This window comes from Streptomyces yatensis (assembly GCF_018069625.1).
In the GTDB taxonomy this organism is placed as follows: Bacteria; Actinomycetota; Actinomycetes; order Streptomycetales; family Streptomycetaceae; genus Streptomyces; species Streptomyces yatensis.
Genome location: NZ_CP072941.1, coordinates 1,803,628 through 1,827,081, shown reverse-complemented (window position 1 = coordinate 1,827,081; position 23,454 = coordinate 1,803,628). Strand labels below are relative to the sequence as shown.

The following is a 23,454-nucleotide window of genomic DNA, read 5'->3' as shown; positions in this document are numbered from 1 at the left end:
GGATCACCGGCTGCTCAGCCTCAGACCGTAATGCACATTGTCCAGCTCACGCCTGGACTGGCGCGAGATCGCATCGCTGTCGAGCAGGCGGCCGACTCGGGCGGTCAAGTCGCGGTGCAGATCCAGGTCAGCTGACAGGACACCTGGCTTCGAGCTGATCAGCGCCCACACGGAGTGGATGTTCAAGTCCACGGCGCCCCGCGACGGATCAAGCCGGTCGGCAAGGGCGCGAAGGAGCGGGAGGGCCTCCCAGGACTGGCCGTCGATGTCGCTCATGAACGCGTCGCTCGCACGGGGCACGGGGTCGAGGCCCAGCCAGTGCGCCCAGTAATTGAGGTTGGCCATCTCGCTGGCGTCTGCTCCCATGCCCCGCTCGATGAATGCCTGCAGCGTTTCGATATCTCCATAGCGGATCAGGGACGTTGCCACCGACCTCGCGTCGGACCAGGCCGGTGTCCATGATGCGTGACGCAGTGGCATTGGACGGCGTTCCTGCATGTCAGCAAGCCAGGAGTGGGCGTCGGCGCTGGTGTCGTACGCACACAGGTAGAGCGCCTGCCGACGCAGAAGCGAGCCACGCTCCCCGGCCCGATCAGCGATCTCCGCTGTGCGACGGAGATTGGCGAACAGCCTTTCTCGATCAGGGGCCGGCAGCAGTGGTGAGTCAGGCGTGGGACCTCGCCGCCGAGGGGTCGAGGTGGGGGCTTTGGGGAGAACGGTGGGCTGCTCACCGGTCAGGGCCCAGGTGATCATGTGAGTCGACGCTCGGGTAAAGACCCAGCTGTGAAGGGGGTGCTGGGTGATGTCGTCACCGTCGAGCGTGTCGTCGAGCGAGTACTCGATCACGGCGTCGGCCTCGACTGCGAGATCCAGGAGAGGCAGAAGCGTTGCCTCCGCGCCACGTCCCAGCAGGTGTCGCTTCAAGCGCAGGAATTGCGTGGAGGAGACGGCCGTCAGGGAACGACGGCCTGATTCCCAGCCCTGGACGGTCGTCGTGTCGATGCCGAGTCCCTCGGCGAGTCGGGACTGAGTCAGCGGAATGCGCTCTCGGATGATCTTCAGTAGATGACCGCAGACGATGCCACCCGCAGCGCGGGGTCGGGAACCCTGACAGTGAGTCAGTGTTCCTGTCCTGGAGCCCGATCGATTCTGTGGTGCCATGCCGTGCTCCCGCGTGTTCGGCGTGTGCAACTCATACTCTGTGTCAGTTTTTTTGCCCGCTTGATCACAGTAAGTTCCTGCGTAGTCAGTGACCCAGCGCACACCCGGTCCAGCTTAATCGCGGTGAGCGATCAAGTGGCTACGCAGGTGGTGACCGCGTATGCGCCCTACCAATGAGCAGTGTCAGGGAGTTCGCGAACGCATGGAGTATGCGAAGCGAGATCGCTGGCCGAGAGGGCGGCAATGAGCTCCAGAACCCACCCCGATGGCTTCCGACCGCGACCTGACGGCGACCAGCTTCCAGGCCGCCGCGCGAGGGTCGGACGGACCACTGGCTATGGAGCGTGCCTTTCGAAAAGGGGCGATGTGGAGCCCTTGAGGGAGCTGGTGATGACAACTTCTGTGTGGCCCCCACGAAGCCGCGACGCCCTGGTGAACACGTACGAGGATGCGGATCTGCTCGGGTGGCCGCTGTTTGTCGACAACGAGCCGATGAACGCAGACAGGGTGCAACATGTCTTCGCCCGCAACCCCACAACGGCTTTGTTGGCCGCCTGTACCAAGTTCGACGCGGTGACCGCCTCGCGCAAAGTCGTCACGGATGCGCTGGTCCGGCTCGACCGGATAGGCGCGGCTCTACCATGCCTCTTGTACGGCGAGACGGGCACGTTCCTGGTCGCACGCGGCAGCGGGGTACATGTCTCCGCGCTTGCTGGTGTGCAGGTTATGGCTGGTGCTGACGCACGGATCACTCTGCCGCCGACGCGTGGGGCTCGTTGGGACACTCCGCCGTGGCATCTCACCAAGCGGGCTCCGTTGGAGCTGCCCAGCGCGGCCGTCCTTCATTCCTGTCTGGAAGAGGGACTGCGTCTCTACCCGCGCCGCGAGGCGGGGGTCGGACCATGATGCCGGTGGCCCGACATTCGGCGTCCAGGAGATCAACGAGCTGATGCAGCGCCTTTCTCTGCCCGGGCCCATCAAGGACGTCGCGTAACCGCGTCAGACAGACCTATACCCACGACTCCCTCTTCGGCGGGGTCGTGCGTCGCCGAAGAGAGGCTCTACCAGCCCGGACCGCGTTAACCGGAACCTCCTTTGGTGAGGGCAGCCGCCGCCCCTGCTCCAACTGCCAGGAAGGGAGGGGCGGCGGCTACACCGGGCGTAACACGCGCCCATCACTCCTTACCGCGACCCCGAGAGGACTGAAATGCACCGGGACGAGTTCCCGTGTCCCACGGACAGGCTGCCAGGCAGCCCAGCTGGCGTTCAGCGCCCACGACCGCGTCAATACTTCGCGGGTGGCATTCGCGTGCCGTACATCGCTCCGTGGACAGGAGAAAATGCTCGCCCGGCCGTGATCACGACTCGACACGGGCGCGTGGGCACGGAAATCGGCTACGCGGACGAGTATGGCCTCGCCGATCGCTGGAGCGGCGCTCTGTGGATCAGGGTGCCGGTCCGGCCCGGTACTGGTGCGCCGTTGCTCGGTCGGGTTCATGCCTTGCGTCAGCGACAAGCCATTAATCAATTGCTGTGTGGGGGCTGCGGCCAACCCACCGCTGGCGGCCGCCCCGATCAGCGGCACCTCTTCCTTGTTGCCTCGGCAACCAGGCAGGCGGTTGTCGAAGGAGAGAAGACCACCACACCGCCGGTATGCGATGGCTGCGCTCTTGAAACGGTCCTTGAAGGTCCGCCCCCGCGTACGGGATATGTGGCGGCGCTCGTGGAGCACACCTCAGCCCGGGGTGTCGTTGGCATCGTGTACTCGCCCGACACCCTCGAGCCTCTGCCCGGTGACAACGGCCACAAGTTCTCGTTCGTGGCCTACGACGACCCGAGACTCCGATGGACACTCGCCTGTCGCGAGGTGGTTTCTATGCATGGCTGCACAGCAGTGGACTTGACAGACCTGATCGGACACACCGCCGCCTAGCTGCCCGTCTATCCGCCCGCCCACCCGCGGCCGCCCCCAATCCGAGGCTGTCGGACAGGCCCCGCTCGGGGTCCCGGTTGACACCGATCCCGGGGCCCCGAGCGGTAACAAAATCCCGGCGTGAGAAAGGTGGCACAGCGCCTCGCACCGGGTTTCACGAGAAATCAAACCCAAGAGTTGCGGCCAGGCTGCACGCCGAAGGAGAGTTATGCTCACCCCCCTTAGCTTGACCGGTCTCGAAGAGGCATACCTGGCCTTACTGAGGCTGGTATCCGAGGATCACGATCATCACATCTCTGCCCGTGGCAACGACGCCCGCGAAGTGATCGGCGTGAGCTTCCGCTTGCCGGACCCGCGTCAGCGACTGCCCTTCCTGGCCGAGCGTAAGGCGAACCCGGTCTTCCACTTCGCCGAAGCACTCTGGTACCTGGCCGGCCGCAGGGACCTGGAGATGATCGGCTACTACGCGCCGTCCATGCGCTCCAGCTCCCGGGATGGCATCCATCTGGGCGGTTCCGCGTACGGTCACACGATCTTCAACCCGGCCGACGGCGACACGGTGTCGCCCTTCGACCGCGTCATGGAACTGCTCCGCGGCGAGCGGGACAGCAAGCGGGGTTACATTCCCGTCTTCGCCGCTGATGAGCTGGCGATCAGTGACAACCCCGATATGGCGTGCCTTGCCGGGCTGCACTTCCTGGTGCGGGATGAGCGGCTGCACATGGTGTGCTACATGCGGGCCAACGATCTCGACTGTGGCCTGCTCTCGGATGTCTTCAGCTTCACCATGCTTCAGGAGTTCGCGGCCGTCCAGCTCGGCCTTGAGCTGGGCTCCTACACACACTTCATCGGCTCGGCCCACATCTGCGATCGCAACGCCGAGCGTGTCCACCGAGTCCTTCTGGAAGCCGTCACCCGGTCGGCGCCGATCCAGTTCCCGTTCCCGGCGATGCCGGCCAGCACCACCACGGCGACCGTGGCGCGCGTCCTCGAGCACGAGGAGATGCTTCGCACGAACAAGGCCCACTACAGCGCGGCGCACATCAAGGCATCGGGCCTTCATCCGTACTGGCAGCAGGCTCTGTTGCTGTTCGAGGTCTACCGGCAGGTCCAGCACGACCGGGTGGACAAGGCGCACCCGGAGGTCCTCACCGCTCTGGATCCGGGTCTCCAGTGGCTCGTCGGCCACCGCTGGCCCGCCTGCGCTGCCGCTCTGGACGGAGGCGAGCAGTGAGCCGGAAGCCGCCGAGCGGTGCCGTGGTGGACGGCATCGACTTCGACCGCTGGGCGGTCATCCTGTGCAAGCCGGACTGCGTGGAACGCGGCCTGGTCCAGCGTGTGCTCGACATGATCCGAGCCTCTGGTGTCACCGTCACGGACCGCATGGACGTTGTGGCGCAGCCGTGGCAGGCCCACGTCGTGTACCGCGATCTGCTCGCAGAGGCCAAGCGTGCGCCCCGTGATCTGTCGACCTACCTCGATGAGGCGTTCGCCGACCGCCCGGTGTCCGTGGCACTGGCCCACGGTGAGCCCGGTATCCACGCCTGGTTGCGGCAGCTCGTTGGGCACACAGATCCCACGCTGGCCGTGGCCGGGACGATCCGCGGCGACCTCGGGGACGACAGCCTGAGCGTCGCGCTCGCCGAGCGGCGCCTGGTCCGCAACCTCGTGCACACCAGTGATGATCCGGACGCTGCCCGCCGCGACTTCGGCACCTGGTTCAGGGACGGCGATTGCCTCGCGGATCCCGTCTTCGAGCGGTGCTCGGTCATCCTGTGCAAGCCCGATGCGGTCGAGCGCGGCCTGGTGGACGCCGTCCTGGACCGGATCGGCGCAGCCCAGGTCGCGGTGTCGGATCGGCTCGACCTGACCGTTCAGGCGTGGCAGGCACATGTGCACTACTGGGACCTGCTGGTGGATGCGGACTGGTTCCCGGACCGGGACATCCCCGCTTGCCTTGACGCGGAGTACGCCGACCGCCCCGTCACGGTGGCGCTGGCCCATGGAGAGCCTGGCGTGCATCACCGCCTTCGTCAGCTCCTGGGGCACTTCGACCCCACCAGGGCCGCGGCCGGCACCATTCGCGGTGACCTCGGGGACGACAGTCTGGCCGCGGCGCTCGCCGAGCGGCGCCTGGTCCGCAACCTCGTCCACACCAGTGATGACCTGGACGCCGCCCGCCGCGACTTCGGCACCTGGTACGGCGCCCGCCGCCGCGCCCTGCTCTCCCCGCTGAGCCCGCCGCGCCAGCGCACGTCCGTCGACACCTGACGCCGTTCCCTCGAACTGGAGGCATCATGAGCGAGCCGTACCAGCAACGCCCCTTACCGATCCTCCCCACGGAAAGGATCGGAGAGCTGAAGCCCGCCCTGGCGGAGGTGATCGAGTACCGCAAGTCAGGCCTCTCCCTGAACTGGATCATCGGCTGCCCGCTGGACTGCGGATACTGCATCCGGCACACCTTCGACAACTTCGAGATGAAGGTCCCCCGCCGACTGATGAGCGACGAGGCGGCGGTCACCGCTCTCGTCGAGCACCCGTACTTCCGGCCGCACACCACGCCGCTCCAGCTCCTGAACCGGGCGACCGACCCCATGCTGCCTGCCGTCAAACCGCACCTGTTCACCGTGCTGCGGCACCTGGACGATCGGGGCCTGACCAACCATGTCCTGGTCATCACCCGCTGGCGCGTCTCCCCGCAGGACTGCGCGGTCCTCAACAGCTTCAAGAACCTGCGTCTGACCGTGCTGGTCACCCATTCCGGCATCGACCACGAGGCCATCGAGCCGGTGGACTCCCAGATCGCCGCCGAGAGCCTGCGCACCCTCTACGAGCACGCCGAGCGGTACCGCACCATCCTGTACTGGCGGCCGGTCGTCCCCGGTCTCAACGACTCCGACGCCCATCTGGAGCGGGCGCGCGAGCTGTCCCGGCACGCGCACGCCACGGTCTTCACCGGCCTGTTCTTCCGCCAGGAGATCGCCGCCTACTACCAGGCGCACGGGCTGCCCGTGCCGTACGAGGACACCGCCCGGCGCAAGATCCTGCCCGAGGTGGCCGAGGGGCGGGTGCTCGATGCCTTCCGCAGCCTCGAGGACGTCTCCGCCCCGTGGGGAGCACTGTTCCGCAAGACGAGCTGCGGCGTGGCCTACGCCCACGGCGAGGCCGACTACAACGGCCACTACGGCGTCCGCGAGCTGTGCGACATCTGTCCGGAAAAGCAGCTCGCGCTGTGCCACGCGGCCTGGGACAAACCCGACCTCGCGGACGTCACCGAAAGCGCCCGAGCCCTTGGCACGACGGGGCCCGTTGAGATCACTGACCGGGCCATCATCGTGGAGGGTCTGGACGAGCCGCCGCGCTACTACCTCCAGCACGGCTATGGCTACCAGTGCCACGACCGCGAGAAGCCTCATCACTACCGCCGGCACGGCCGTGCCCCCATCGGCTGGCCGGCGGAGAACGGAACGCCCGCACCATGAACTTCGCCATCTGGCCCGCCCTGTTCGTCGTGGACGTCGAAGGCAACGGCGCCAACCCGCCCGACCTGGTCGAGGTGGCCGCCCTTCCCGTTCGCGACGGCGGGCCGGACACCAGCACGGCTGGGGCGTGGCTCATCCGCCCGCCCCGGCCCGTCACCCCCCGCGCCGCCGGCATCCACGGCCTGACCAACGGACTCCTGGCGCAATCCCCTACGTGGAGGGAGATCGCCGACCAGGTCCACGGACTCCTGGGCACGGCGTGGATCTGCGCCCACAACGCCCACACGGACTACCGAGTGCTCAAGGCCCACCTGCCCAACTGGGAACCGGCTGGAGTCCTCGACACCCTCCGCCTGGCCAAGGCCACCTACAAGGACCTGTCCGGCTACAGCCTCGACGCCCTGATCAAGCACACCGCGCCGGACCTCACGGCCGCTCCCGCCCAGCGGCACCGTGCCACCTACGACGCCTACGCCACCGCACAGCTCCTCATCGCCATGGCCAGCCACTACGACACCTGGGACCAGCTCCTCGCCGCGGCCGTGCCGCCCGGCCTGCCAGGCGCCCCCGAACCAGAAGAGGACCCCGCCCTGTGGTGACCCACCAGCAGACGCCCATCCGTATCGGCGTGCTCGGCACCCACTCCACCGGCAAGACGACACTGCTCAAGCGGATCCAGATGGAACTGCGCGGCCACGGGCTCACCGTGGCCCGCACAGGCCGACTCGCCAAACGCGCCGCCGCCATCGGCCTGCCGAAAATGCAGCACCACACCGCGGCCTCCACCGAGTGGATCATCACGCAGGGCATCGCCGACGACATCGCCGCCGCAGCACAAGGCGCCGACGTCGTCCTCGTCGACCGCGCCTCCTTCGACGCCCTCGCGTATTACCACGCGGCCCTTGAGGACCGCGGCGAGCACGCCCACCGGCTGGAGAGGGAACGCCTGCGGCTCCTCGCCTCGACGCAGGCGCCGAAGTACGACCTCCTCCTGGCGACCGTGCTCGACCCGGATGTACCCGTCGACCCCAGCCACGACTACGACCACCGCTACCGCCTCCTGGTCGACCGCCACGTCCACGGCCTCTTGGCCGAGGACGGGATCCCGCACCAGCGCGTCACCAGCGACCACGAAAGCCAGGCCCGCGCCATCGAACGCGCCCTTCAGCTCTGCCTCCAGGAGGCCGCCGTATGACCGTCACGCCGCCCGCGGGCACCATCACCCTCGCCGGGAAGACCGTCTCCCGGCTCGGCTTCGGCACGATGCGCCTGACCGGCCCCGGCATCTGGGGCGATCCAGCTGACCGGGCCACCGCGTTCTCCGTGCTCCGCCAGGCCGTCCACGCCTACGGCATCACGCACATCGACACCGCGGACGCCTACGGGCCCCACACGGTCGAACACCTCATCCACGATGCCTTACACCCGTACCCCGAGCACGTACTGATCGCGACCAAAGTGGGCCTGGCACGCCCCGCCCCGGACACCTGGGTTCCGCACGGCCACCCCGTCTACCTGCGCGCATGTGTCGAAGCGAGCCTACGGCGACTGGGCGTGGACCGGCTCGAACTCTGCTACCTCCACCGCATCGACCCCGAGGTGCCTGTCGCGGACCAGATCGGCACCCTCCAAGCCCTGAAGGACGAGGGTAAGATCGGGCACATCGGTCTGTCGAAGGTCACGCCCGAGCAGATCCGTACCGTCACCAATGACACCACCGTCGCCGCCGTGCAGAACGTCCTCAACATGAGCGGAGACCGACACGACACCGCACTCGAACTCTGCCGCGACCTCTCCATCCCCTACGTGCCCTACCGGCCCCTCGACGCCGGCACTCTCGCACGGCAGGGGCATATCGACGCAGCCCTCAACTGGCTGCTTCGCCTCGGGAACCACGTCGCACCCATCCCCAGCACCAGCTCTCCGGAACACCTCCGCCAACTCGTCACCGTCGTGACGGGCACGCGGTTATGACGCGAACACTCAGGCCGACCAACGCGGTTCCCCTCGTTCGTCAACGCCACACACGGAAATCAGCTCCTTACAAGAACTGGCGGCCGCCGGTGGCAGGAGTGTCCTTACTCGTGCCCATCGGGACTACCCACCTACTCGTCGCCGAACTACGCGGCGACCTGCTCGTGCCGTCGGGTCCTGTTCACAACGGGCAGGCCCCGGAGCAGGCCGCCCAAAATGTCCTCCTGGGAGCGCCGGGCGGCATACCCGTCCTTCGACGGGTCGCCGTTGACTGGGTTCAGATGCGGCGCCGACAGATCTTCACCCATGTCGTAGCTGCCAAGCCCCTCACCCGCGCCGACGCAGCTTGTCTCACCTACCGCGACGGACGAGCGGACCTGCTGGCGCTCCCCACCGCGCAAGCCGCCGCAGCTCTCCCCGCCCTGGCCCGAGCACGGGTCCTAGCCGGGCTCAAGGCTCTCGCTGATGGGAAGATGGCCTATCTCGAAGCCGGAATCGTGAGCCGCACCGAGTCAACCAGGCTTACCGGCTCCAGCCCACTGGGAATCCAATGGTGAGGGTCTATGAACGCGGGCCAGCGCGAGCAGCGGGGCCGTGGAGACCGGTCACGGGCCAGCCTCGGCAGGAGGCACCGGCTGGTGGTTCGTGACTCGAAACTCAAGAACAACAACGCCTCAGCCCACTGCCAACAGTGACCAGTCCGCATATTCGAACCCCGAGTGGTCGCTCGTTGCGCGAGGAATGCGTGACTCTCAGACAGAGTTTGGTCCCGGCGGGCGCACGTCAGGTGGCCGAAGAGTCCAAGATCGCGGATGCGTAGGAGAAGCACTGCATCAACTCACAGGCAGCCGAAGGGGAGATCTCGGGGACTCGGAGCTCGCCACATCGCTCAAGGTCAGCACGTTGGAAGATTCACGGAACAGCGGCGCCAAGCGTGAGGCGTTCGACTGGTGGTCCGCATGCATGGACGAGCGAGGTTACGCGTATCCCGACCCGCTCGCTGCCCTCGCCGATTCGCGATGGCGCAAGGGCAAGAAACCCACCGAGACCGAACTCCGGACCGCGGTTGCCGACCAGCAGCGCCGCGCCAAAGAGAACGTGGTCGGCATCTGGTTCAGCGTGAATCGGGAGTACCAGGAGCGGGCGGTGGCAAACCACGCCAAGGAGCTGGCCGCGGCAAAGAAGAGCATCGATCGGAAGGTCGATGCTGCACGACGCGCCCTGGCGGACTGAGCGCGGACGCGCCCACGGGCGAGAGACACCGGGTCCCGACACAACCTGGGGGCTTGGTGCTGGTATCCCAGGACGCCAGCACCAACCTTCATCCGCTGTGGTTGATGTGATCCTCAAGGTGGTGGGGCTGGCCCGAGCTGTCGCCTATGGCAACGTCGCTCGGCCCATTGCTCGCTCGATCGTGACCTCGATCACGACGCGCTCCGGATCCGGAGCCGGGGTGCGCCCGTACCGGGCGCCGTACCGCTGGACGGCATCGTCGACGGCGTCGGGGTCGGTAAGGACTTCTGCTGTCCCTTCCAGAGTCGCCCAGCGCCCTCTGTCCACCTGACAGAGGGCAACGCGTGCCTGGCTGGACTGCGCGGCCAGGATGTTGGCGACCTTCCTGCTTCCTTTGCGGGTGATAACTCGTGCCACTCCTGAATCCGCATCGATGGTGACACCCACCGGTACAACATGCGGACGTCCGTCAGGTCGCAGCGTAGTCAGTGTGCACAGATGGTATTCGTTCCAGAACTTCAGGTAGTCGTGGCCTTGGTCGTGGAGCACCTTGGGCATGACTGAAAGGGTAGCTCCTGTATCTACCTGATCCGGCTTAAAGTGACCATGCATGCATATCGCCCATCGGCGCGTCCGGGGGCTATGCAAGGCTCGGCATCTCACCTACTCGGAGAGGTCTCGAAAAGATAACGTTCCTTCTCTTTCCTGCTCTGTCGAAGTGGATCTGTGCTGCGACTGAAGTGCCAGCGCATGGGCGTAGTTCAATAATGAACTGTTGTGTTTGTGCTTTTTGCCGCTCGTGTCGCCCGACGAGGGATGGTGCAGGGCGTTGCTATCAAGCCTCGCTCCCGTGTGTGCATCACGTATCGTCCGGGGTGTGGTGCCAGACGCCCCGCGCGTGTATCCGGTGGGGCGTCGTTGCTTGTTCGCGTTAGCGATCATGGGTGCCCATCGGGGGTTTGGGAGGGAGTCCATGACCCCGTCCAAGCCGCTCTGGCGGCGCGTTCCGACGTGCCCCTGATGACCGCGCTCTGCGTGAGTGCGGTTCGCAACTAGGCGGGGTAGCTCGCCTGGCTCCCAAAGGGAGCAGCTCGGCTGGTACGGAAGGGACTCGAATGCGATCGGGGAAGAGTGGTCGCGACATTGCTGGAGGCATGGCCTACCTTCGGGGTGCGGGAACGAGCTGGCGCAGAGCTCGGCGCCAGCAGGGGTCTCCGACCGCTGAGGCCAAGCTCCTTCAGCGGATGCGTCATGAACTTCGCGATCTCGCAATACACCCGCCGATCGACGTGCACCGTTTGTGCCATGCGCTCGGGCAGAAGCGCGGGCGCCCCATCGAGTTGCAGGCCAAGCAGCTGACGGCGCCTGGGCCCTCGGGACTGTGGGTCGAGACGTCCCGGCGGGATGTGATCGTCTACCAAGCGGAGACGACGCGCCTGCACCAGGACCACATCATCCTCCACGAACTGGGCCACATCCTCGTCGCCGATGACACGGACGACGAAGAGGAGCTCGAAGACGCTGTCGAGACCTGGTCGGGTCTGATTCCGGTGTTCGAGTCGGAGATGATCCGCCGGGTAGCGCAGCGCTGCTCGTACGAATCCGAAGAGGAGTGCGCCGTTGAGGCGGCAGCCACCTCGCTGCTGGAGTGGTCCTCTGTGGAAGGGGCCACACCCTTGTCGGACGACCCCTCGCTACGTAGGGTGCAGTCGGTCGTGGGCGACCAGCGCGGCTGGCGATAGCACGTGTTCGGTCTGCTGCTTTTCGTACCCGTCGCGGTTGCTGCCTGGAAGTTCTACCAGTTCGCGCGGCACCCCAAGGACGCGCCGTTGCGGTCGGTGACGCTGTGCCTGGTGACCGCAGTCGCCTCCTACCCTCTGGCGATGCCCGCCACGTCGAAGGTCTCGCTCATCGCCGACCACGGGACGGCGAAGCTCGCGCAGAACGTGCTACTGCTGGGCACGGCCTATTTCCTCTTGTGCTTCTACTTGTACTCCGCCGACGAAAGGGCCGGCGGACGCCGGGCGCGCAGGGAAGCAGGTGTCGTCCTTGTGGTCGCTGCGCTGCTGATCGCGGATGCTGCGACTGTCCCGCACGATGTCTTCATCGGTTCTTTCAGCACGGCGGACATGACCATTCCCCAGGTCGCGGTCTTCTATGGTCTCGCCGGCGCGTACCCCACATACGCGATGACGGTCGCGGGCAGGTGGACTCGGCTGTGCGCCCGCCAGTCGAGCCGACCGCACTCGACAGGGTTGTGGATGGCCGCCGTAGGAATGCTTGCGATGGCCGCCGCCTGCCTAGTCCGCGCCGTCATGGTCCTCATCCGTTGGGCCGGAGGAACGGTGTCACACCAGCTGATGGCCGTGGTCGCCTTCTGCCTCGCGGTGGCGATCCTGTTGTTCGTAGTGGGCATCACCTATCCCGCCGTTCGTACCCGGATCACCTCCGCGCGCCTGTGGCTCCGGCACCGCCGGGACTACCGTCGTCTGGCTCCACTGTGGCAGCTGCTGGCCGAGGCGTACCCCGACAACATCCTTAAGCCGTCCTCCGATGACCCGCGTGAAACACGCCGGGCTCGGGGCACGCATCGACGCTACTACCGTCGCATCGTCGAATGCCGAGACGGACTCGTCGACATCAGCCCGTACCTGGTCGGGCAGGAGGACGAAGGCGCCCTTCTCGATTTCGCCCCCGACGAGCTGGCCGACAGGCTTCGGCACGCCGTCGAGCAGGTCGGGCAAGGCGCTTCGGTACCTCGCCGCGTCATTCCGCTGGCCCTGTCTCACGGCGCCGATCAGGATTCCGACGTCCGGCAGCTGGTCGCCGTCTCAGAGGCGCTCAGTTCCTCCCACTCGCAGTCCTCCTGATCGAGGAGAATCAGATGATGCTCATCACCGCAGACCGAGTCCTAGTGGACTCGGGCACCTACTTGGAGGACGGCGCCGTTCTCACTGTTGGCGAAACGATCGTCGCTGTAGGCCCTAGGGAAGAGGTCAGTCGGCAGGCACCACCGGACGCCGAGCACGTCCCCTTCTCTGGCACGGTCATGCCCGGCCTCATTGATACCCACGTTCACTTGATCTTCGACGGGAGCCCCGACCCTGTCGCCGTCCTGACGGCTACTGACGAGGAGCTTCTCGGCCAGATGCGGCAGCGCGCCGAGCGGCTGCTGCACACTGGCGTGACGACGGCTCGCGACTTGGGGGACCGCAATGGACTTGCCTTCCGTGTTGCCCGAGAGATCGAGACGGGCAGCGTGTCCGGCCCGCGCATTCTTGCAGCCGGCACTCCGGCGACCCCGCCGGGTGGTCACTGTTACTTCCTCGGCGGAGAGGTCTCCGGCGAGACCGAGGTCCGCGCTCTGGTCCGGCGTAATGTCGCCGCCGGTGCCGCCGTCATCAAGGTCATGACCAGCGGGGGAGGGCTCACCAAGGACGGCCCACGCAGTTGGCAGAGCCAGTTCTCCCGCGAGGAACTACGCGCCCTGGTCGATGAGGCGCACTCCGCCGGGCTGCCGGTCGCGGCGCACGCCCACGGAACGGAGGCCATCACCGAAGCCGTCGACGCCGGGGTCGACACCCTCGAACACTGCACCTGGATGACCGAGACCGGCTTCGACCTCCGCCGCGATGTCCTCCAGCGCATCATCGACCGGAACATCGCGGTCAGTGTGACCGTGAGCCCTCATTGGCGCATGCTGCCCAAGGTCTTCGGCGAGGAGCGCGCGGCTTTGATGTTCGGCCAGGTGCGGCAGATGGCCGAGGCCGGAGCAAACGTGATCATCGGGACCGATGCTGGGGTCCAGCGCACCGGCTTCGATGGATTGCCCGGCGCGCTGACCTTCTACGCACACCTCGGCATCCCGAACAGCACCATCCTCGACATGGCCACCCGCCGGGCTGCCGAGGCGCTCGGGCGCGGTGAGGTGACAGGACGCGTCGCCCCGGGCTTCCGGGCCGACCTCCTCCTCGTCGACGGTGATCCGCTTGAGGAGCTCGATGCATTGCAGCGGGTCCCGACCGTCGTCAGCGCCGGCCGCAGGCATGAACGGGGGTAAGCCCGGCGCGGGTTACCCCAGAGGATCCCTCCAGCACCAAGCTGCGCGATTCGGGGTGAACGCACGATGACGGACGATCGGTCGGAACCGAATGAGGGCGAAGATGAAGGGGGCCCTGAGAAGTCCCTCGGCCAGTATGGGGTGAGGCGGGTGCCCTTCAGGAACCCGTATGCCTCCTGGATGACGCCAGCCTTCCGTGCTCGACTCCTCGGCGGCCTCTTCGCTGACTCGCCTTGGCTGGACCAGGTTCGTCGCGCTGTGGCATCAGCGGCATTGAGTGAACGCTTCCGCGCTGGGCCTGCGCCGTTCTCCGAGCCGGACCTCCGGCGCTTGGGGCTGGGATTCAGCCTCCAACGTAACGAAGCCTTCCAAGTCGCGAGGCAGCTGGCGGACTCACAGAAGCTCATCGAGCAGCTGGAACAGTACGAGCCGGAGAACTGGCGACGTGCAACCCTCGACCATGCCGCCATGCTGACCGTCATGGAAGACGGCATCCCCCTGGTATGGGTGCCCCCGGCTGAGGTGATTCGGGTACTGTGCGCCGAGTCGGCCCCGGCCCGCCGCCGAACGGTCCTCGTCGGGCACGTCGACCAGATACTGGAGCATGGCCAGCACGTGCTGGCCAGCATCAGGCGTCAGGACCTGGCCTACCCGAGAGAGTACCTACGGGAGTGCCTTGACCTTCTCGGGGATGGCCGCCCTGCCGCCGCACAGGCGTTGGCCACTTCCGTCTGGGACACCACGATCCGCGCCCTCGTTCGGGCGGACCCGTCCCTCCAGAACAAGTACGGCGAGTTCGAGTACAGGACTGCCAAAGAGAAGATGCCACCGGCCAGCATGGCAGCGACGATCAGCAAGTTTCGGGCGTACTGTCTCCACACCTGCCTGCATGCGGCCTGGGCCAACTACTTCGGTCCTCCGGTGCCGCGGGAGTACAACCGGCACGCCACTGCGCATGCTGTCGGCCCCACTCAGTACACCATGGCTAATGCCCTGGTTGCCTTCATGAACGCCCTGGGCTTTGCGCGAGAGCTGGAGGAAACTCAGCGCCCGATCAGTCCAGCCGACTGACCTGTATGTCGGGCGTAACGCCTACTTGGAGCGGGAATCTCTCTGCTCCAACTCGTCCACCAGGTCGTTGACGATCGACATCACGTCGGCCGGAAGCCCCTGGTTTCCGCCGCGGGCGCGCACTCGACCCACAGCGCCCCGCCGCGAGGCGGACAGGAGCCGCAACCCCTCATACACCTGCTGTGCCACGGCATCGTCGGGCTGGAAGTACATCGGCGAGACGCCGAAGAAGGCGGCGAGTCCTTCCCGGACCAACGGAGCAGCGTCCTCCTGCTGACCGGTCCGGAGGTTGCGGACATCTTCTTCCGAGGTGACCTCTGCTCCGGCGTGTATGTTCACAGCTTCGGCGATCTCCGCGTCCGAGGGGGGCTGCTGCTGGCCGGGGAACGAACGCTCCAGCAGGAGGGTGATCTTCTCCGAGAGAGAGCCGGGCGGTCTATCAGCGTCGGCCTGGCTTTCGCCTGACTGGCCGGCGTCCGGCAGCTCTTGCGTCTTGGCGATCGACCTCTCCTGGGCGCGAAGCAGCTCTTCTTCGCTCACGCCGTAGGCGGCTGCGAGCGGCGATACGTACCGCTCCTTGAGCCGTCGTTCTCCTCGCTCGGCGCCCCGGACAGGTCCAGCGCTCTTGGTCCCTAGGATCGCGCTCGTCTCGTACTGGTACAGGCCCGCATCACAGCGCAGGTCCGCGAGGTCCGGCAGTCCGGTGCGGGGGAAGAGATCGTCCAAGTCCCGCCCGAGGACGCGGGCCAGGGCGGGGAGCTTTTCCGGGTCCGGCGTGGTCGGATTGTCCGCTTCCCAGCCGGCCACGGAGGACGTGGCGACGCCGACACCAGCCGCGACGTCGCTCTGCGACAGCTCCGCAGCTCGGCGCACCGTACGCAGGCGGCCTCTATCGAAGTGGCGGGCAGGCATCGGACCTCGTTTTTGCTCTGAACTGAATGAATGTCGGTACGTTGACTTTATCGCTGGATCGGAATAGCTTCAGGTTAGCGAAAAACAGGGTGGTCCGCACCCCGCGTTTCGTATCGGCTGTGCTCGCCTCGTGGACTCCATGGGGCGGGCACACCGTTCCTCCTGCTGTCGCCGTGGGCGGGGCTCATGTGGGGCGATTCGGCACCGCGGAGTCTCGGCCGAGGTGATCGCAGCCGGGAGGGGGATGCGTCCTGCTGCTGGATGTGCTTGCCCTGCGCCTTGCGTCAATCGATCGGGGATGTGTTGGGTCGGAGTCGGCGTGGACTAACCCCCTCTAACGGCTGGAGTGTTGGCCGACCTGCGCATATGTTGCTGGTCCCCCGGCGAGAGCCGCCGGGGCAACGTCCGCGAGGAGGGCCAAGTACACCGAGTGCACCGGAGGGAAACAAGCCCGGCGCCTGGAAGTAGCAGCTTCCGGGCGCCAGGGGCCGCCACCCCCGAAGGGGCACGGATTCATAACTGGGGCGGTTCGGCTGACCTTTTCGACGAGAGCGGCCGTCCCTCCCCACCTACGAGCGAGGGATTATCGCATGCCCGACTACGCCCGCGGAAGGGCGTCCGCCGTCCTGCCTGCCAAGACCAATCGCCCCGAGACTTGCCAGCAGCGCCTCGCCCACCTGCTGAGGGACAAGGTGCCCGGTGCGCGCACCATCCGCGTCACCCAGCATCAGCCCGACCGGACTTGGCCGAGCCCTCACGCCCGCGCCTATGACGCGCAGGGCAACCTCCTGCCTCTGACCCGGACGTTGCGCATGACCGCCGCCCGCTGGGTGATGCGCACCTATCCCGGGCTGGACTGGAATGAGCCGCACGACCTCGACTTGGTTACCGGTGAGCTGCGGCCCACAGCCGAGCAGCACGCTGTCGCCGCCGGGAGGTGCTGAGCATGGCCCGGATTCGCACGATCAAGCCTGAACTCTTCGCCTCCGAGTCGCTTGCCGAGGTCACTGTCGCCGCGGAGCGGACATTCCTCGGCTTGTTGACCCAATGCGATGACCAAGGTCGGTTCCGGGACCAGCCGGCCGTCATCACGGGTCTTCTGTGGCCCCTGCGCCCCGAGCACGGGCCGGTCGACGTGGAAGACGACCTAACTCAACTGGCCGCTGCCGGGTTGATCTGCCGCTATGAGGGCGAGGACGGCAAGCGGTACCTGCACATCGTCACCTTCCAGCAGCACCAGAAGATCAACCGGCCCAGCGGCATCCGCCACCCTGGCTGCCCCGTCCACGACACTGAGCAGCCCGCCCCGCAGTATGCGGCACAGACTCCGGGAGCCCTCCATGAACGTTCACGGAAGGCTCACGGAGGACGCCGTGAGGACTCAGTGAGTCCTCACGGAGCGTGCCGGGAGTCCTCCGCAAACCACGAAAATGCAGGTCACGAGGAAGTCCACGAGAGCTCAGGGAAGTTTCACGGAGGAAGCAGTGAGTCCTCCGTGAAACTTCATGGTCCGGATCTAGGACCTAGGAACATGGATCTGGGATCTTCCCCTTCGGGGAGCGCAAGCGCCCCCGCACCGGAGTCCGTCTCCACCCAGCAGCTCATCGGCGAGTACGCCGCCTCCTGCGCCCATCGCCCGCCCAACGGGGTGCTCGGCCACCTCGGACGTGAGGTCGCCAAGCTCTTGGCCGAAGGCATCGCACCTGAGCACATCCGGGCTGGGCTGGCCCGCCACCGGGTCAAGGGATTGCACCCGAGCACGCTGCCGAGTCTGGTCCACGAGGCGATGAACGCCACCAGCCACACGGATGGCTTGGCGCAGCCGGGATCCGGGCCTACCGTGCGCGGTCACCGGGCCTGGGCCAACCCCTCCGACCCTGCCGTCGCCTACGCCGAGGAGCTGTGATGCGCGATACCGACGCCCAGCCCATCGGCGGCATCGCCCGTCGTTTGACCGGCATCCTCAAGGCCCGAGGTATCGACCCCAGCACGCCGGTGTCCGACGAGAACGAGCCAAGCCCGGCTCTGGAGGCGGCCCAAGCCCGCATCCCCGCCCGCTACCAAGACGCCGTCGCCGACCACCCTGTCGTCGCCGCCTGGGTGCGCGAAGTCGCCGCCGCCGGGCGCCGGGGCCCGCAGGGCTCCCCGGGCATAGCACAGGGCCGGTCACTGCTGATCGTCGGCACCACCGGCACCGGCAAGACCCACCAGGCGTACGGCGCAGTCCGGTCGCTGCTGGCCGCCGGTGTTCGGCTGCGGTGGAAGGCAACCACCGCAGCCGACCTCTACGCCGAACTCCGGCCCCGCCAGGGAAGCGACGGTGAGCGCGAACTGCATGACCTGGCCCGCTGCCCACTGCTGATCATCGACGACCTCGGCGCCGCGAAGGCCAGCGAGTGGACCGAGGAGATTACGACGCGGCTGATCGACCGCCGCTACACCGAGATGCTCCCGACCCTGGTCACGACCAACCTCGGGATGGCCGATCTGCGCGCCCACATCGGCGACCGTGTCGCCTCTCGGCTGACCGAGATGACCGACAAGGTCATCCTCGACGGGCCGGACCGTAGAAGGCTCATCGCGGCTGAGCGTCGCCGCCTCGCCGCCGTCTGACGGCCACCTGTACGCCACGCGCACCACCCTGGGCACCCGCCTGCCCGTATGCGCCCGGGGCACATCGGAGACCACTCATGCACCACACCCAGACCGCCGAGCCTCGCACCCTCGGGGACTTCACCTGGCACAGCCACGCCGCCTGCCTCTCCACCCCCGACAACCTCGTCGACCCGGAGATCTTCTTCCCCGAGCCAGACGAGATGGACCGCATCCGCGCGGCCAAGGCCCTCTGCGAGCAGTGCCCGGTCAAGCAGACCTGCCTGGATGCCGCGCTGGAGGCTGGTGATCGCAACGGCATCCGGGCCGGGATGACGGAGGAGGAACGCGAGCCACTGCACCGCAATCTCCACCGCCGCCTCGACTACGCCCGCGTCAATGCCACCCTCGCCGGGCGCGACATCCACCTCACCGATGCCGAGCGCCGAGCGGTCACCCGCGCCGCCTACCAGGCCGGCACCCCGGCCGAACGCGTCGCCTGGCTGCTAAAGATCAGCGAGGAGCACGCCGAGAAGCTGTACCGCCAGGTCCGCCGCGAGATCCGGAACCGCTCGGTCGACCGTAAGAAGAACGACCAGAACGTGACCGCCGCCCGGACGAGCCGCGACGAACTCGGGACGGCCGCGTGACCGACAACGACGCGATACCCGTACGCATCACCGGCTGGGACCGCGCCGCCATCGTCACCCTCGGCGGTGCCGGATGCGCCCTCTCATACGACGCGCTGCAGCAGATGGCCGTCGCCATTCACATCCGGGGGCTGCTGACTTACCTCTTCCCCTTCGTGATTGACGGGTTCATCGGGTACGGGGTGCGCGCGGTGCTGGTGATGCGCAGCGCTTCCTTGGGGGCCCGCTGCTATGTGTGGATGCTCTTCGGCACCGCCACGGCGGCCAGCATCTGGGCGAATGCTCTGCACGCTGTTCGCCTCAATGACCAGCCCAGCGAGGGTGGTCTCCGGCTGGGGGACGCCACGGTCGGTGTGCTTTCCACCCTCGCCCCGCTCGCCTTGGCCGGAGCCGTCCACCTCTACATCCTCATCGCCCGCCGCTCTGTGCAGCCTGGCCACCCGGAAACGGCGGTCTCCTCGGATACCGCGGCTGTCCGCACCGAGCGAGTCACTGCTGTCCCGGACACCCGGCCTGGCCGAGCCACCCCGAACGGCCAGGACACTGTCCCGGGCCAGGGGGCTGACCTCGCCGGTGGACCGGACACCAGACGGGGTCACTCCGCTCCGACCCGGACGCCCGCCCCGGAGGAACCAGCTCCGGACAAGACCACTGATACCGACTCCACCGACGCTGAGACGGACTGCCGGACGGCCGCCAGTGAGGCGAACGAGCTGCTGCCGATCGCCCGCCGAGCGGTGACCGAAGCCGGAAAGCTGACCCGCAAAGTGGTCGCCGAAGCCATCCGCGGACAGGGGCACCCACTGTCCAATGACCGGCTGACCGAGCTGATGCAGCAGCTCCGCACCGAGGCGGACAACCGGACACTCCGTCCCACTGGCTGACCGCTCGTACCCACCGGCGGACACCCCGAAGGACTACTTCGGGCCCCGGTCACCGGGTCACCCCGGTCACCGGCCACGGGGTGTCCGCCCCGGTCCCGGCCTCGAACCACTACTTCCTCTGCGCAGGAGAACCCCCGTGCGTACAACGCCACCCACCCCCGACGAGATCGATGTGTGGATCGATGTCCTTAGTGCCCACGGCCATCTGCACCGCGCCGACCCCGGCCCCGCAGGCGCTTGGACGGTGCAGCGCACACCGACGAGCGTGCCCCACACGTTCCACCACCCGATCCTCGCCTACGACTACATCATCGAGATCCTCCGAGACATCCGCCTCGAAGCCGGGGGAAGCCCCCGATGAAGCCGAACGACCCGGCCACCCCTCGCCAGGGACACCTGAACGACCAACCGGCACGAGGCCGAGCAAGCTATACCTTGCGAAACTCCCTCGCCGGGCAAGCCGCCGAGGAAGTTTCGCAAGGGCCTGCCCCGGCCTTCGGAGGCGCGGGGGAGGCTCGGCACCAGGGGGCGCCGGACCTCGAGGCTGGGACCGAGGGTGGGCCGCAGCTGGGGGAGGGGGACGCGCCGCGCACCGTCGTCGAGCCGCGCACACGTCCGCGCCTGCGCCAGTCCCAGCAGCGCGATCGCGTGCGCAGCGTTCGCCTGACCACCGACGAACTCGCCGACATCCAACGTGCCGCCTCCTCCGTAGGCCTGCGGGTCGCCGGGTTCCTCGCAGATGCCGCAGTCGCCGTCGCCCGTGCCCAGGAAGGCCCGCACACCTGGTTGATGGACCAGCGCACCGTCGTCGAGAAGCTTATGAATGCCTCGGCCCAGCTCGCTCGCGTCGGTAACAACCTCAACCAAGTCGCCCGCACGCTGAACTCGGGCGGCGAGGCCCCGTACGCCGAAGACGCCATCGCTCGCGTCCTGCGGGCCGCCGCCCGTGTCGAAGCCGCCGCCGTCGAGATCGCGAGGCGCTGACCGCGTGGTACCCGACATCTCCACCGGCGGCCGCACGTATGGGTTGCTCGCCTACCTCTACGGGCCTGGTCGACGGGACGAGCACATCGACCCGCACCTGGTCGCCTCCTGGACACCCGAGCTGGCCCCCGACCCCGGCCGGGACCCGGAGGCCACGCTCAAGCAACTGACCGACCGGCTCGACCTGCCTGTCCATGCCCGACCGCAGGGTCGCCGCCCCCGACGGCACGTGTGGCACTGTCCCGTGCGCACCGCACCCGGCGACCGGCACCTGAGCGACGCCGAGTGGGCCGAAGTCGCCCGCCGCGTCGTCCATGCCACCGGCGTCGCCGAATACGGTGACGCCCAAGCGTGTCGCTGGATCGCCGTCCGCCACGCGGATGACCACATCCACATTGTCGCCACCCTCATCCGCCAGGACGGACGTTCCCCACGTCGGCACAACGACATGCCCCGTGCACAGGCGGAATGCCGAAGGATCGAAGCCGACTTCGGGCTCCAGCAGCTGAACTCCGGAGACGGCACCGCAGCGAAGCGGGCTACCAGCGCCGAGCGAGCCAAGGCAGAACGGCAAGGCCGCACCTCCACCTCCCGCGAACTCCTGCGCGACCACGTCCGCCAGGCCGTGGCCGGCGCCGAGGACGAAACTGAGTTCTTCCGCCGCCTGTCGGAAGCCGGAGTGCGCATTGACCGGCGGCTGGCGCCCTCCGGCGACGTTCTCGGATACAAGGTCGCACTGCCCGGTGACCGCAACCGCGACGGCGAACCGATCTGGTTCTCCGGCTCCCGCCTCGCCCCCGACCTCTCCCTCCCCAAGATCCGCCAACGCCTCCGCACCGACGATGAAGCAGATGACTGGCTAAGGGTGAGCCCGCATACCGGCGGCGCAACACCGGCACGCGCCCGTCGCGAGGCTACTGGCGTTATCCACCACACTGTCTCCGTTCTCGCTGACGGAGACGAAGCCGAGGCTGTCGCGCAGATCTCCGGCCTCGGCGAAGTCCTCGATGCCGTCGCCCAGACCTCTCCGGCCGCCACCCGGCAGCAGACCACCGAAGCGGCCTGCGTCTTCGAGCGCGCCACCCGATGGCATTCCCGCGCCGAACGCGCGAATAACCGCGCCGTCCGCTCGGCCGCCCGCGGCATTGTCCGCGCAGGAAACGCCTTGGGGCGTGGCGAAGACGGCGGTGCCACCGCGATGCTGCTGTCCGCCCTCGTGCTGGCCACCGTCGCGGCTGCTCGCTGGCACGCCGCTCGGCAGCACGCTCAGCAGGCCGCCGCTGCGCACCAGGCCGCGCAGCATCTGCGTACTGCCTACCGCACTGCCGCGTCGTCACCGATGCGTGCGATGCGCGACCACGGACGGCGCCTTCCCGAGCCCACCCGGAACCGCCACGTCGACACGGTCGAAGCTGTCCTCCCCGGGCAGGTCGACTACCTACGCTCCGAACGCGGCTTCGACGCCCTGCTCGCCACTCTCGACCAGGCACAGCGCGCGGGGCACAGCCCTCGCTTCCTTCTGCGAAACGCAGTGTCCCAGCGCGAGCTGGACACCGCCGAGAGCGTCACCGACGTCCTCGTCTGGCGCGTGCGCCGCCTCAGCAACCTCCCTGCACATCAACCGCGCCCACGCACCGCCAAGGCCGCGAAGCAGCAGCCGCGAACCGCACGGCCGCCTACCGCCACACTGCCCCGGAATCCTGCTCAGCCCGAACACCGTCACCGTTACTGAAGCGCAAGGCCCTGGACGCCGCCGGCATCGCCTGTTACGGCTGGTCAAAGGAGTATGAGGAGAACGATAAGCGTGACCACCAATAACCCGCGGCCCAGAGTCGTTGTACCGGGGATGCTGCCCGGGGACGACCCGCTGCTGCGGCTGCAAGCCGAAGCCGAACCGGACACCTCCCGGATCCGCGTCACCACCCACGTCGACCCCATCGCCATCAGTGGCATCACCGTGATGTGCCTTCAGTGCGGTGCCCGCCGCGATTGGATGGTCATCTGCGATGTCCCCGGCCGTGTCTTCCTCCGCTGCCGCTGCGCGCACCAGTGGCACGAGCCCGAACTCACCCGTGCCGACTTCGACCTCATGATCGGCGACCCCGGGCAGAAGTACCCCAGCCTTGATGCCGTCGCCCGTGACACCGGACACGACGGCACCATGGCGGGCACCTACCTGCCCGACGCCCTCGATGCCGGCACCTGGGGCTGACGGAGGTCGGAGAGACCTCTCCCCCCGGTTCCGGCCGCTGCGGCGGCCCAGACGTGTTGGAGGAGGGTCCCAAACTGCGTAAACGCCATGAGGGTTGCCCCCGGTGGGAGGCAGCCCTCATGGCGAGGCGGGTGTCAGCCAGGATCGAGCAGATGATTGGCGAGATGGAGAGCGTCCTTCGCCACGGACATCGCCGCATGAAGTCCGAGGACCTCATGGAGGGTGGGATGGACGATGCGGACCCGGTCCCCATGGAGTCTTGGCCAGATGGCCAGCGTGACTTCCGCGTTGGCCAGACCGAGGCGG

Annotated in this window: 24 protein-coding genes; 21 read left to right on the top strand and 3 right to left on the bottom strand. The window is 67.4% G+C overall.

The genetic code is table 11. From position 1 onward, the window contains the following. Positions 1–3 precede the first annotated feature (3 nt). Positions 4–1,161, bottom strand: a complete 1,158-nt coding sequence (locus J8403_RS06955) for a helix-turn-helix domain-containing protein (RefSeq protein ID WP_211122374.1) — start codon at positions 1,159–1,161, stop codon at positions 4–6. 390 nt (positions 1,162–1,551) lie between these two features. On the opposite strand from J8403_RS06955, the gene J8403_RS06950 reads away from it, so the two are divergent. The 8 genes from J8403_RS06950 (at position 1,552) to J8403_RS06915 (ending at position 9,783) form a co-directional block, all read left to right on the top strand. Next, the gene (locus J8403_RS06950; protein WP_211122373.1) at positions 1,552–2,067 is read left to right on the top strand and encodes a hypothetical protein; all 516 of its coding nucleotides are present in this window, start codon (positions 1,552–1,554) and stop codon (positions 2,065–2,067) included. Between the two features lie 1,253 nt (positions 2,068–3,320). Next, positions 3,321–4,328, top strand: a complete 1,008-nt coding sequence (locus tag J8403_RS06945) for a thymidylate synthase (protein ID WP_246585737.1) — start codon at positions 3,321–3,323, stop codon at positions 4,326–4,328. After that, entirely contained in the window at positions 4,325–5,365 is a 1,041-nt protein-coding gene (locus J8403_RS06940) for a nucleoside-diphosphate kinase (RefSeq protein ID WP_246585736.1), read from the top strand. Before J8403_RS06945 ends, J8403_RS06940 begins: the two co-directional genes overlap by 4 nt. Before the next feature lie 26 nt (positions 5,366–5,391). After that, the gene (locus J8403_RS06935) at positions 5,392–6,576 is read left to right on the top strand and encodes a radical SAM protein (RefSeq protein ID WP_211122371.1); all 1,185 of its coding nucleotides are present in this window, start codon (positions 5,392–5,394) and stop codon (positions 6,574–6,576) included. After that, entirely contained in the window at positions 6,573–7,175 is a 603-nt protein-coding gene (locus J8403_RS06930; RefSeq protein WP_211122370.1) for a 3'-5' exonuclease, read from the top strand. The genes J8403_RS06935 and J8403_RS06930 overlap by 4 nt, the downstream gene beginning before the upstream one ends. Beyond that, positions 7,172–7,771, top strand: a complete 600-nt coding sequence (locus J8403_RS06925; protein WP_246585735.1) for an AAA family ATPase — start codon at positions 7,172–7,174, stop codon at positions 7,769–7,771. Before J8403_RS06930 ends, J8403_RS06925 begins: the two co-directional genes overlap by 4 nt. After that, complete coding sequence (locus tag J8403_RS06920) at positions 7,768–8,550, top strand: aldo/keto reductase (RefSeq protein ID WP_211122369.1); 783 nt, start codon at positions 7,768–7,770, stop codon at positions 8,548–8,550. The genes J8403_RS06925 and J8403_RS06920 overlap by 4 nt, the downstream gene beginning before the upstream one ends. Positions 8,551–9,513: 963 nt before the next feature. Beyond that, positions 9,514–9,783 carry a hypothetical protein gene (locus tag J8403_RS06915; protein ID WP_211122368.1) on the top strand — a complete coding sequence of 90 codons (270 nt, stop codon included), beginning with the start codon at positions 9,514–9,516 and terminating at the stop codon, positions 9,781–9,783. 144 nt (positions 9,784–9,927) lie between these two features. Here the strand turns inward: J8403_RS06915 and J8403_RS06910 are convergent, their stop codons facing one another. Continuing rightward, positions 9,928–10,341 (bottom strand): pyridoxamine 5'-phosphate oxidase family protein, encoded by a 414-nt coding sequence (locus tag J8403_RS06910; RefSeq protein WP_211122367.1) that lies wholly within the window; start codon positions 10,339–10,341, stop codon positions 9,928–9,930. Between the two features lie 686 nt (positions 10,342–11,027). Here J8403_RS06910 and J8403_RS06905 point away from each other — a divergent pair. The 4 genes from J8403_RS06905 to J8403_RS06890 all read left to right on the top strand — a co-directional run bounded on the left by J8403_RS06905 (position 11,028) and on the right by J8403_RS06890 (position 14,914). Continuing rightward, positions 11,028–11,525, top strand: coding sequence for a hypothetical protein (locus J8403_RS06905; RefSeq protein ID WP_211122366.1), 498 nt, complete (start codon positions 11,028–11,030; stop codon positions 11,523–11,525). A 3-nt stretch (positions 11,526–11,528) separates the two neighbouring features. Then, on the top strand, positions 11,529–12,653 hold the full coding sequence (locus J8403_RS06900; RefSeq protein WP_246585734.1) for an MAB_1171c family putative transporter: 1,125 nt from the start codon (positions 11,529–11,531) through the stop codon (positions 12,651–12,653). Between the two features lie 14 nt (positions 12,654–12,667). Further along, positions 12,668–13,843, top strand: a complete 1,176-nt coding sequence (locus J8403_RS06895) for an amidohydrolase family protein (RefSeq protein WP_343245260.1) — start codon at positions 12,668–12,670, stop codon at positions 13,841–13,843. A 180-nt stretch (positions 13,844–14,023) separates the two neighbouring features. Then, positions 14,024–14,914: a hypothetical protein gene (locus J8403_RS06890; protein ID WP_211122365.1), complete on the top strand. Its 891-nt coding sequence runs from the start codon at positions 14,024–14,026 to the stop codon at positions 14,912–14,914. Between the two features lie 21 nt (positions 14,915–14,935). Here J8403_RS06890 and J8403_RS06885 read toward each other — a convergent pair whose 3' ends face one another. Further along, positions 14,936–15,787 carry a helix-turn-helix transcriptional regulator gene (locus J8403_RS06885; RefSeq protein ID WP_246585733.1) on the bottom strand — a complete coding sequence of 284 codons (852 nt, stop codon included), beginning with the start codon at positions 15,785–15,787 and terminating at the stop codon, positions 14,936–14,938. Positions 15,788–16,416: 629 nt separating this feature from the next. Between J8403_RS06885 and J8403_RS06880 the strand changes: the two genes are divergently transcribed. The 9 genes from J8403_RS06880 (at position 16,417) to J8403_RS06840 (ending at position 23,148) form a co-directional block, all read left to right on the top strand. Next, on the top strand, positions 16,417–16,770 hold the full coding sequence (locus tag J8403_RS06880; RefSeq protein ID WP_246585732.1) for a hypothetical protein: 354 nt from the start codon (positions 16,417–16,419) through the stop codon (positions 16,768–16,770). Positions 16,771–16,772: 2 nt separating this feature from the next. Next, positions 16,773–17,732: a hypothetical protein gene (locus tag J8403_RS06875; RefSeq protein WP_211122363.1), complete on the top strand. Its 960-nt coding sequence runs from the start codon at positions 16,773–16,775 to the stop codon at positions 17,730–17,732. After that, positions 17,732–18,439, top strand: coding sequence for an ATP-binding protein (locus J8403_RS06870; RefSeq protein WP_211122362.1), 708 nt, complete (start codon positions 17,732–17,734; stop codon positions 18,437–18,439). The genes J8403_RS06875 and J8403_RS06870 overlap by 1 nt, the downstream gene beginning before the upstream one ends. A 77-nt stretch (positions 18,440–18,516) precedes the next feature. Further along, entirely contained in the window at positions 18,517–19,068 is a 552-nt protein-coding gene (locus tag J8403_RS06865; RefSeq protein ID WP_211122361.1) for a WhiB family transcriptional regulator, read from the top strand. Continuing rightward, positions 19,065–19,952: a DUF2637 domain-containing protein gene (locus J8403_RS06860; protein ID WP_211122360.1), complete on the top strand. Its 888-nt coding sequence runs from the start codon at positions 19,065–19,067 to the stop codon at positions 19,950–19,952. The genes J8403_RS06865 and J8403_RS06860 overlap by 4 nt, the downstream gene beginning before the upstream one ends. A gap of 136 nt (positions 19,953–20,088) precedes the next feature. Further along, on the top strand, positions 20,089–20,313 hold the full coding sequence (locus J8403_RS06855; protein ID WP_211122359.1) for a hypothetical protein: 225 nt from the start codon (positions 20,089–20,091) through the stop codon (positions 20,311–20,313). Further along, a complete protein-coding gene (locus tag J8403_RS06850; RefSeq protein WP_246585731.1) occupies positions 20,310–20,936 on the top strand; it encodes a plasmid mobilization protein in 627 nt (208 codons plus the stop codon). The genes J8403_RS06855 and J8403_RS06850 overlap by 4 nt, the downstream gene beginning before the upstream one ends. Positions 20,937–20,940: 4 nt before the next feature. Then, a complete protein-coding gene (locus tag J8403_RS06845) occupies positions 20,941–22,668 on the top strand; it encodes a relaxase/mobilization nuclease domain-containing protein (RefSeq protein ID WP_211122358.1) in 1,728 nt (575 codons plus the stop codon). Positions 22,669–22,740: 72 nt separating this feature from the next. Then, positions 22,741–23,148: a hypothetical protein gene (locus tag J8403_RS06840; protein ID WP_246585730.1), complete on the top strand. Its 408-nt coding sequence runs from the start codon at positions 22,741–22,743 to the stop codon at positions 23,146–23,148. Positions 23,149–23,454 lie beyond the last annotated feature (306 nt).

What these genes read in the sequence shown, in the direction of transcription:
- J8403_RS06905 (WP_211122366.1), top strand. Translation starts at nt 11,028, where the DNA reads ATGCGTCATGAACTTCGCGATCTCGCAATACACCCGCCGATCGACGTG.
- J8403_RS06890 (WP_211122365.1), top strand. Translation starts at nt 14,024, where the DNA reads ATGACGCCAGCCTTCCGTGCTCGACTCCTCGGCGGCCTCTTCGCTGAC.
- J8403_RS06950 (WP_211122373.1), top strand. Translation starts at nt 1,552, where the DNA reads ATGACAACTTCTGTGTGGCCCCCACGAAGCCGCGACGCCCTGGTGAAC.
- J8403_RS06870 (WP_211122362.1), top strand. Translation starts at nt 17,732, where the DNA reads ATGCGCGATACCGACGCCCAGCCCATCGGCGGCATCGCCCGTCGTTTG.
- J8403_RS06865 (WP_211122361.1), top strand. Translation starts at nt 18,517, where the DNA reads ATGCACCACACCCAGACCGCCGAGCCTCGCACCCTCGGGGACTTCACC.
- J8403_RS06850 (WP_246585731.1), top strand. Translation starts at nt 20,310, where the DNA reads ATGAAGCCGAACGACCCGGCCACCCCTCGCCAGGGACACCTGAACGAC.
- J8403_RS06915 (WP_211122368.1), top strand. Translation starts at nt 9,514, where the DNA reads ATGGACGAGCGAGGTTACGCGTATCCCGACCCGCTCGCTGCCCTCGCC.
- J8403_RS06910 (WP_211122367.1), bottom strand. Translation starts at nt 10,341, where the DNA reads ATGCCCAAGGTGCTCCACGACCAAGGCCACGACTACCTGAAGTTCTGG.
- J8403_RS06875 (WP_211122363.1), top strand. Translation starts at nt 16,773, where the DNA reads ATGGCCCGGATTCGCACGATCAAGCCTGAACTCTTCGCCTCCGAGTCG.
- J8403_RS06955 (WP_211122374.1), bottom strand. Translation starts at nt 1,161, where the DNA reads ATGGCACCACAGAATCGATCGGGCTCCAGGACAGGAACACTGACTCAC.
- J8403_RS06880 (WP_246585732.1), top strand. Translation starts at nt 16,417, where the DNA reads ATGCCCGACTACGCCCGCGGAAGGGCGTCCGCCGTCCTGCCTGCCAAG.
- J8403_RS06895 (WP_343245260.1), top strand. Translation starts at nt 12,668, where the DNA reads ATGATGCTCATCACCGCAGACCGAGTCCTAGTGGACTCGGGCACCTAC.
- J8403_RS06930 (WP_211122370.1), top strand. Translation starts at nt 6,573, where the DNA reads ATGAACTTCGCCATCTGGCCCGCCCTGTTCGTCGTGGACGTCGAAGGC.
- J8403_RS06920 (WP_211122369.1), top strand. Translation starts at nt 7,768, where the DNA reads ATGACCGTCACGCCGCCCGCGGGCACCATCACCCTCGCCGGGAAGACC.
- J8403_RS06935 (WP_211122371.1), top strand. Translation starts at nt 5,392, where the DNA reads ATGAGCGAGCCGTACCAGCAACGCCCCTTACCGATCCTCCCCACGGAA.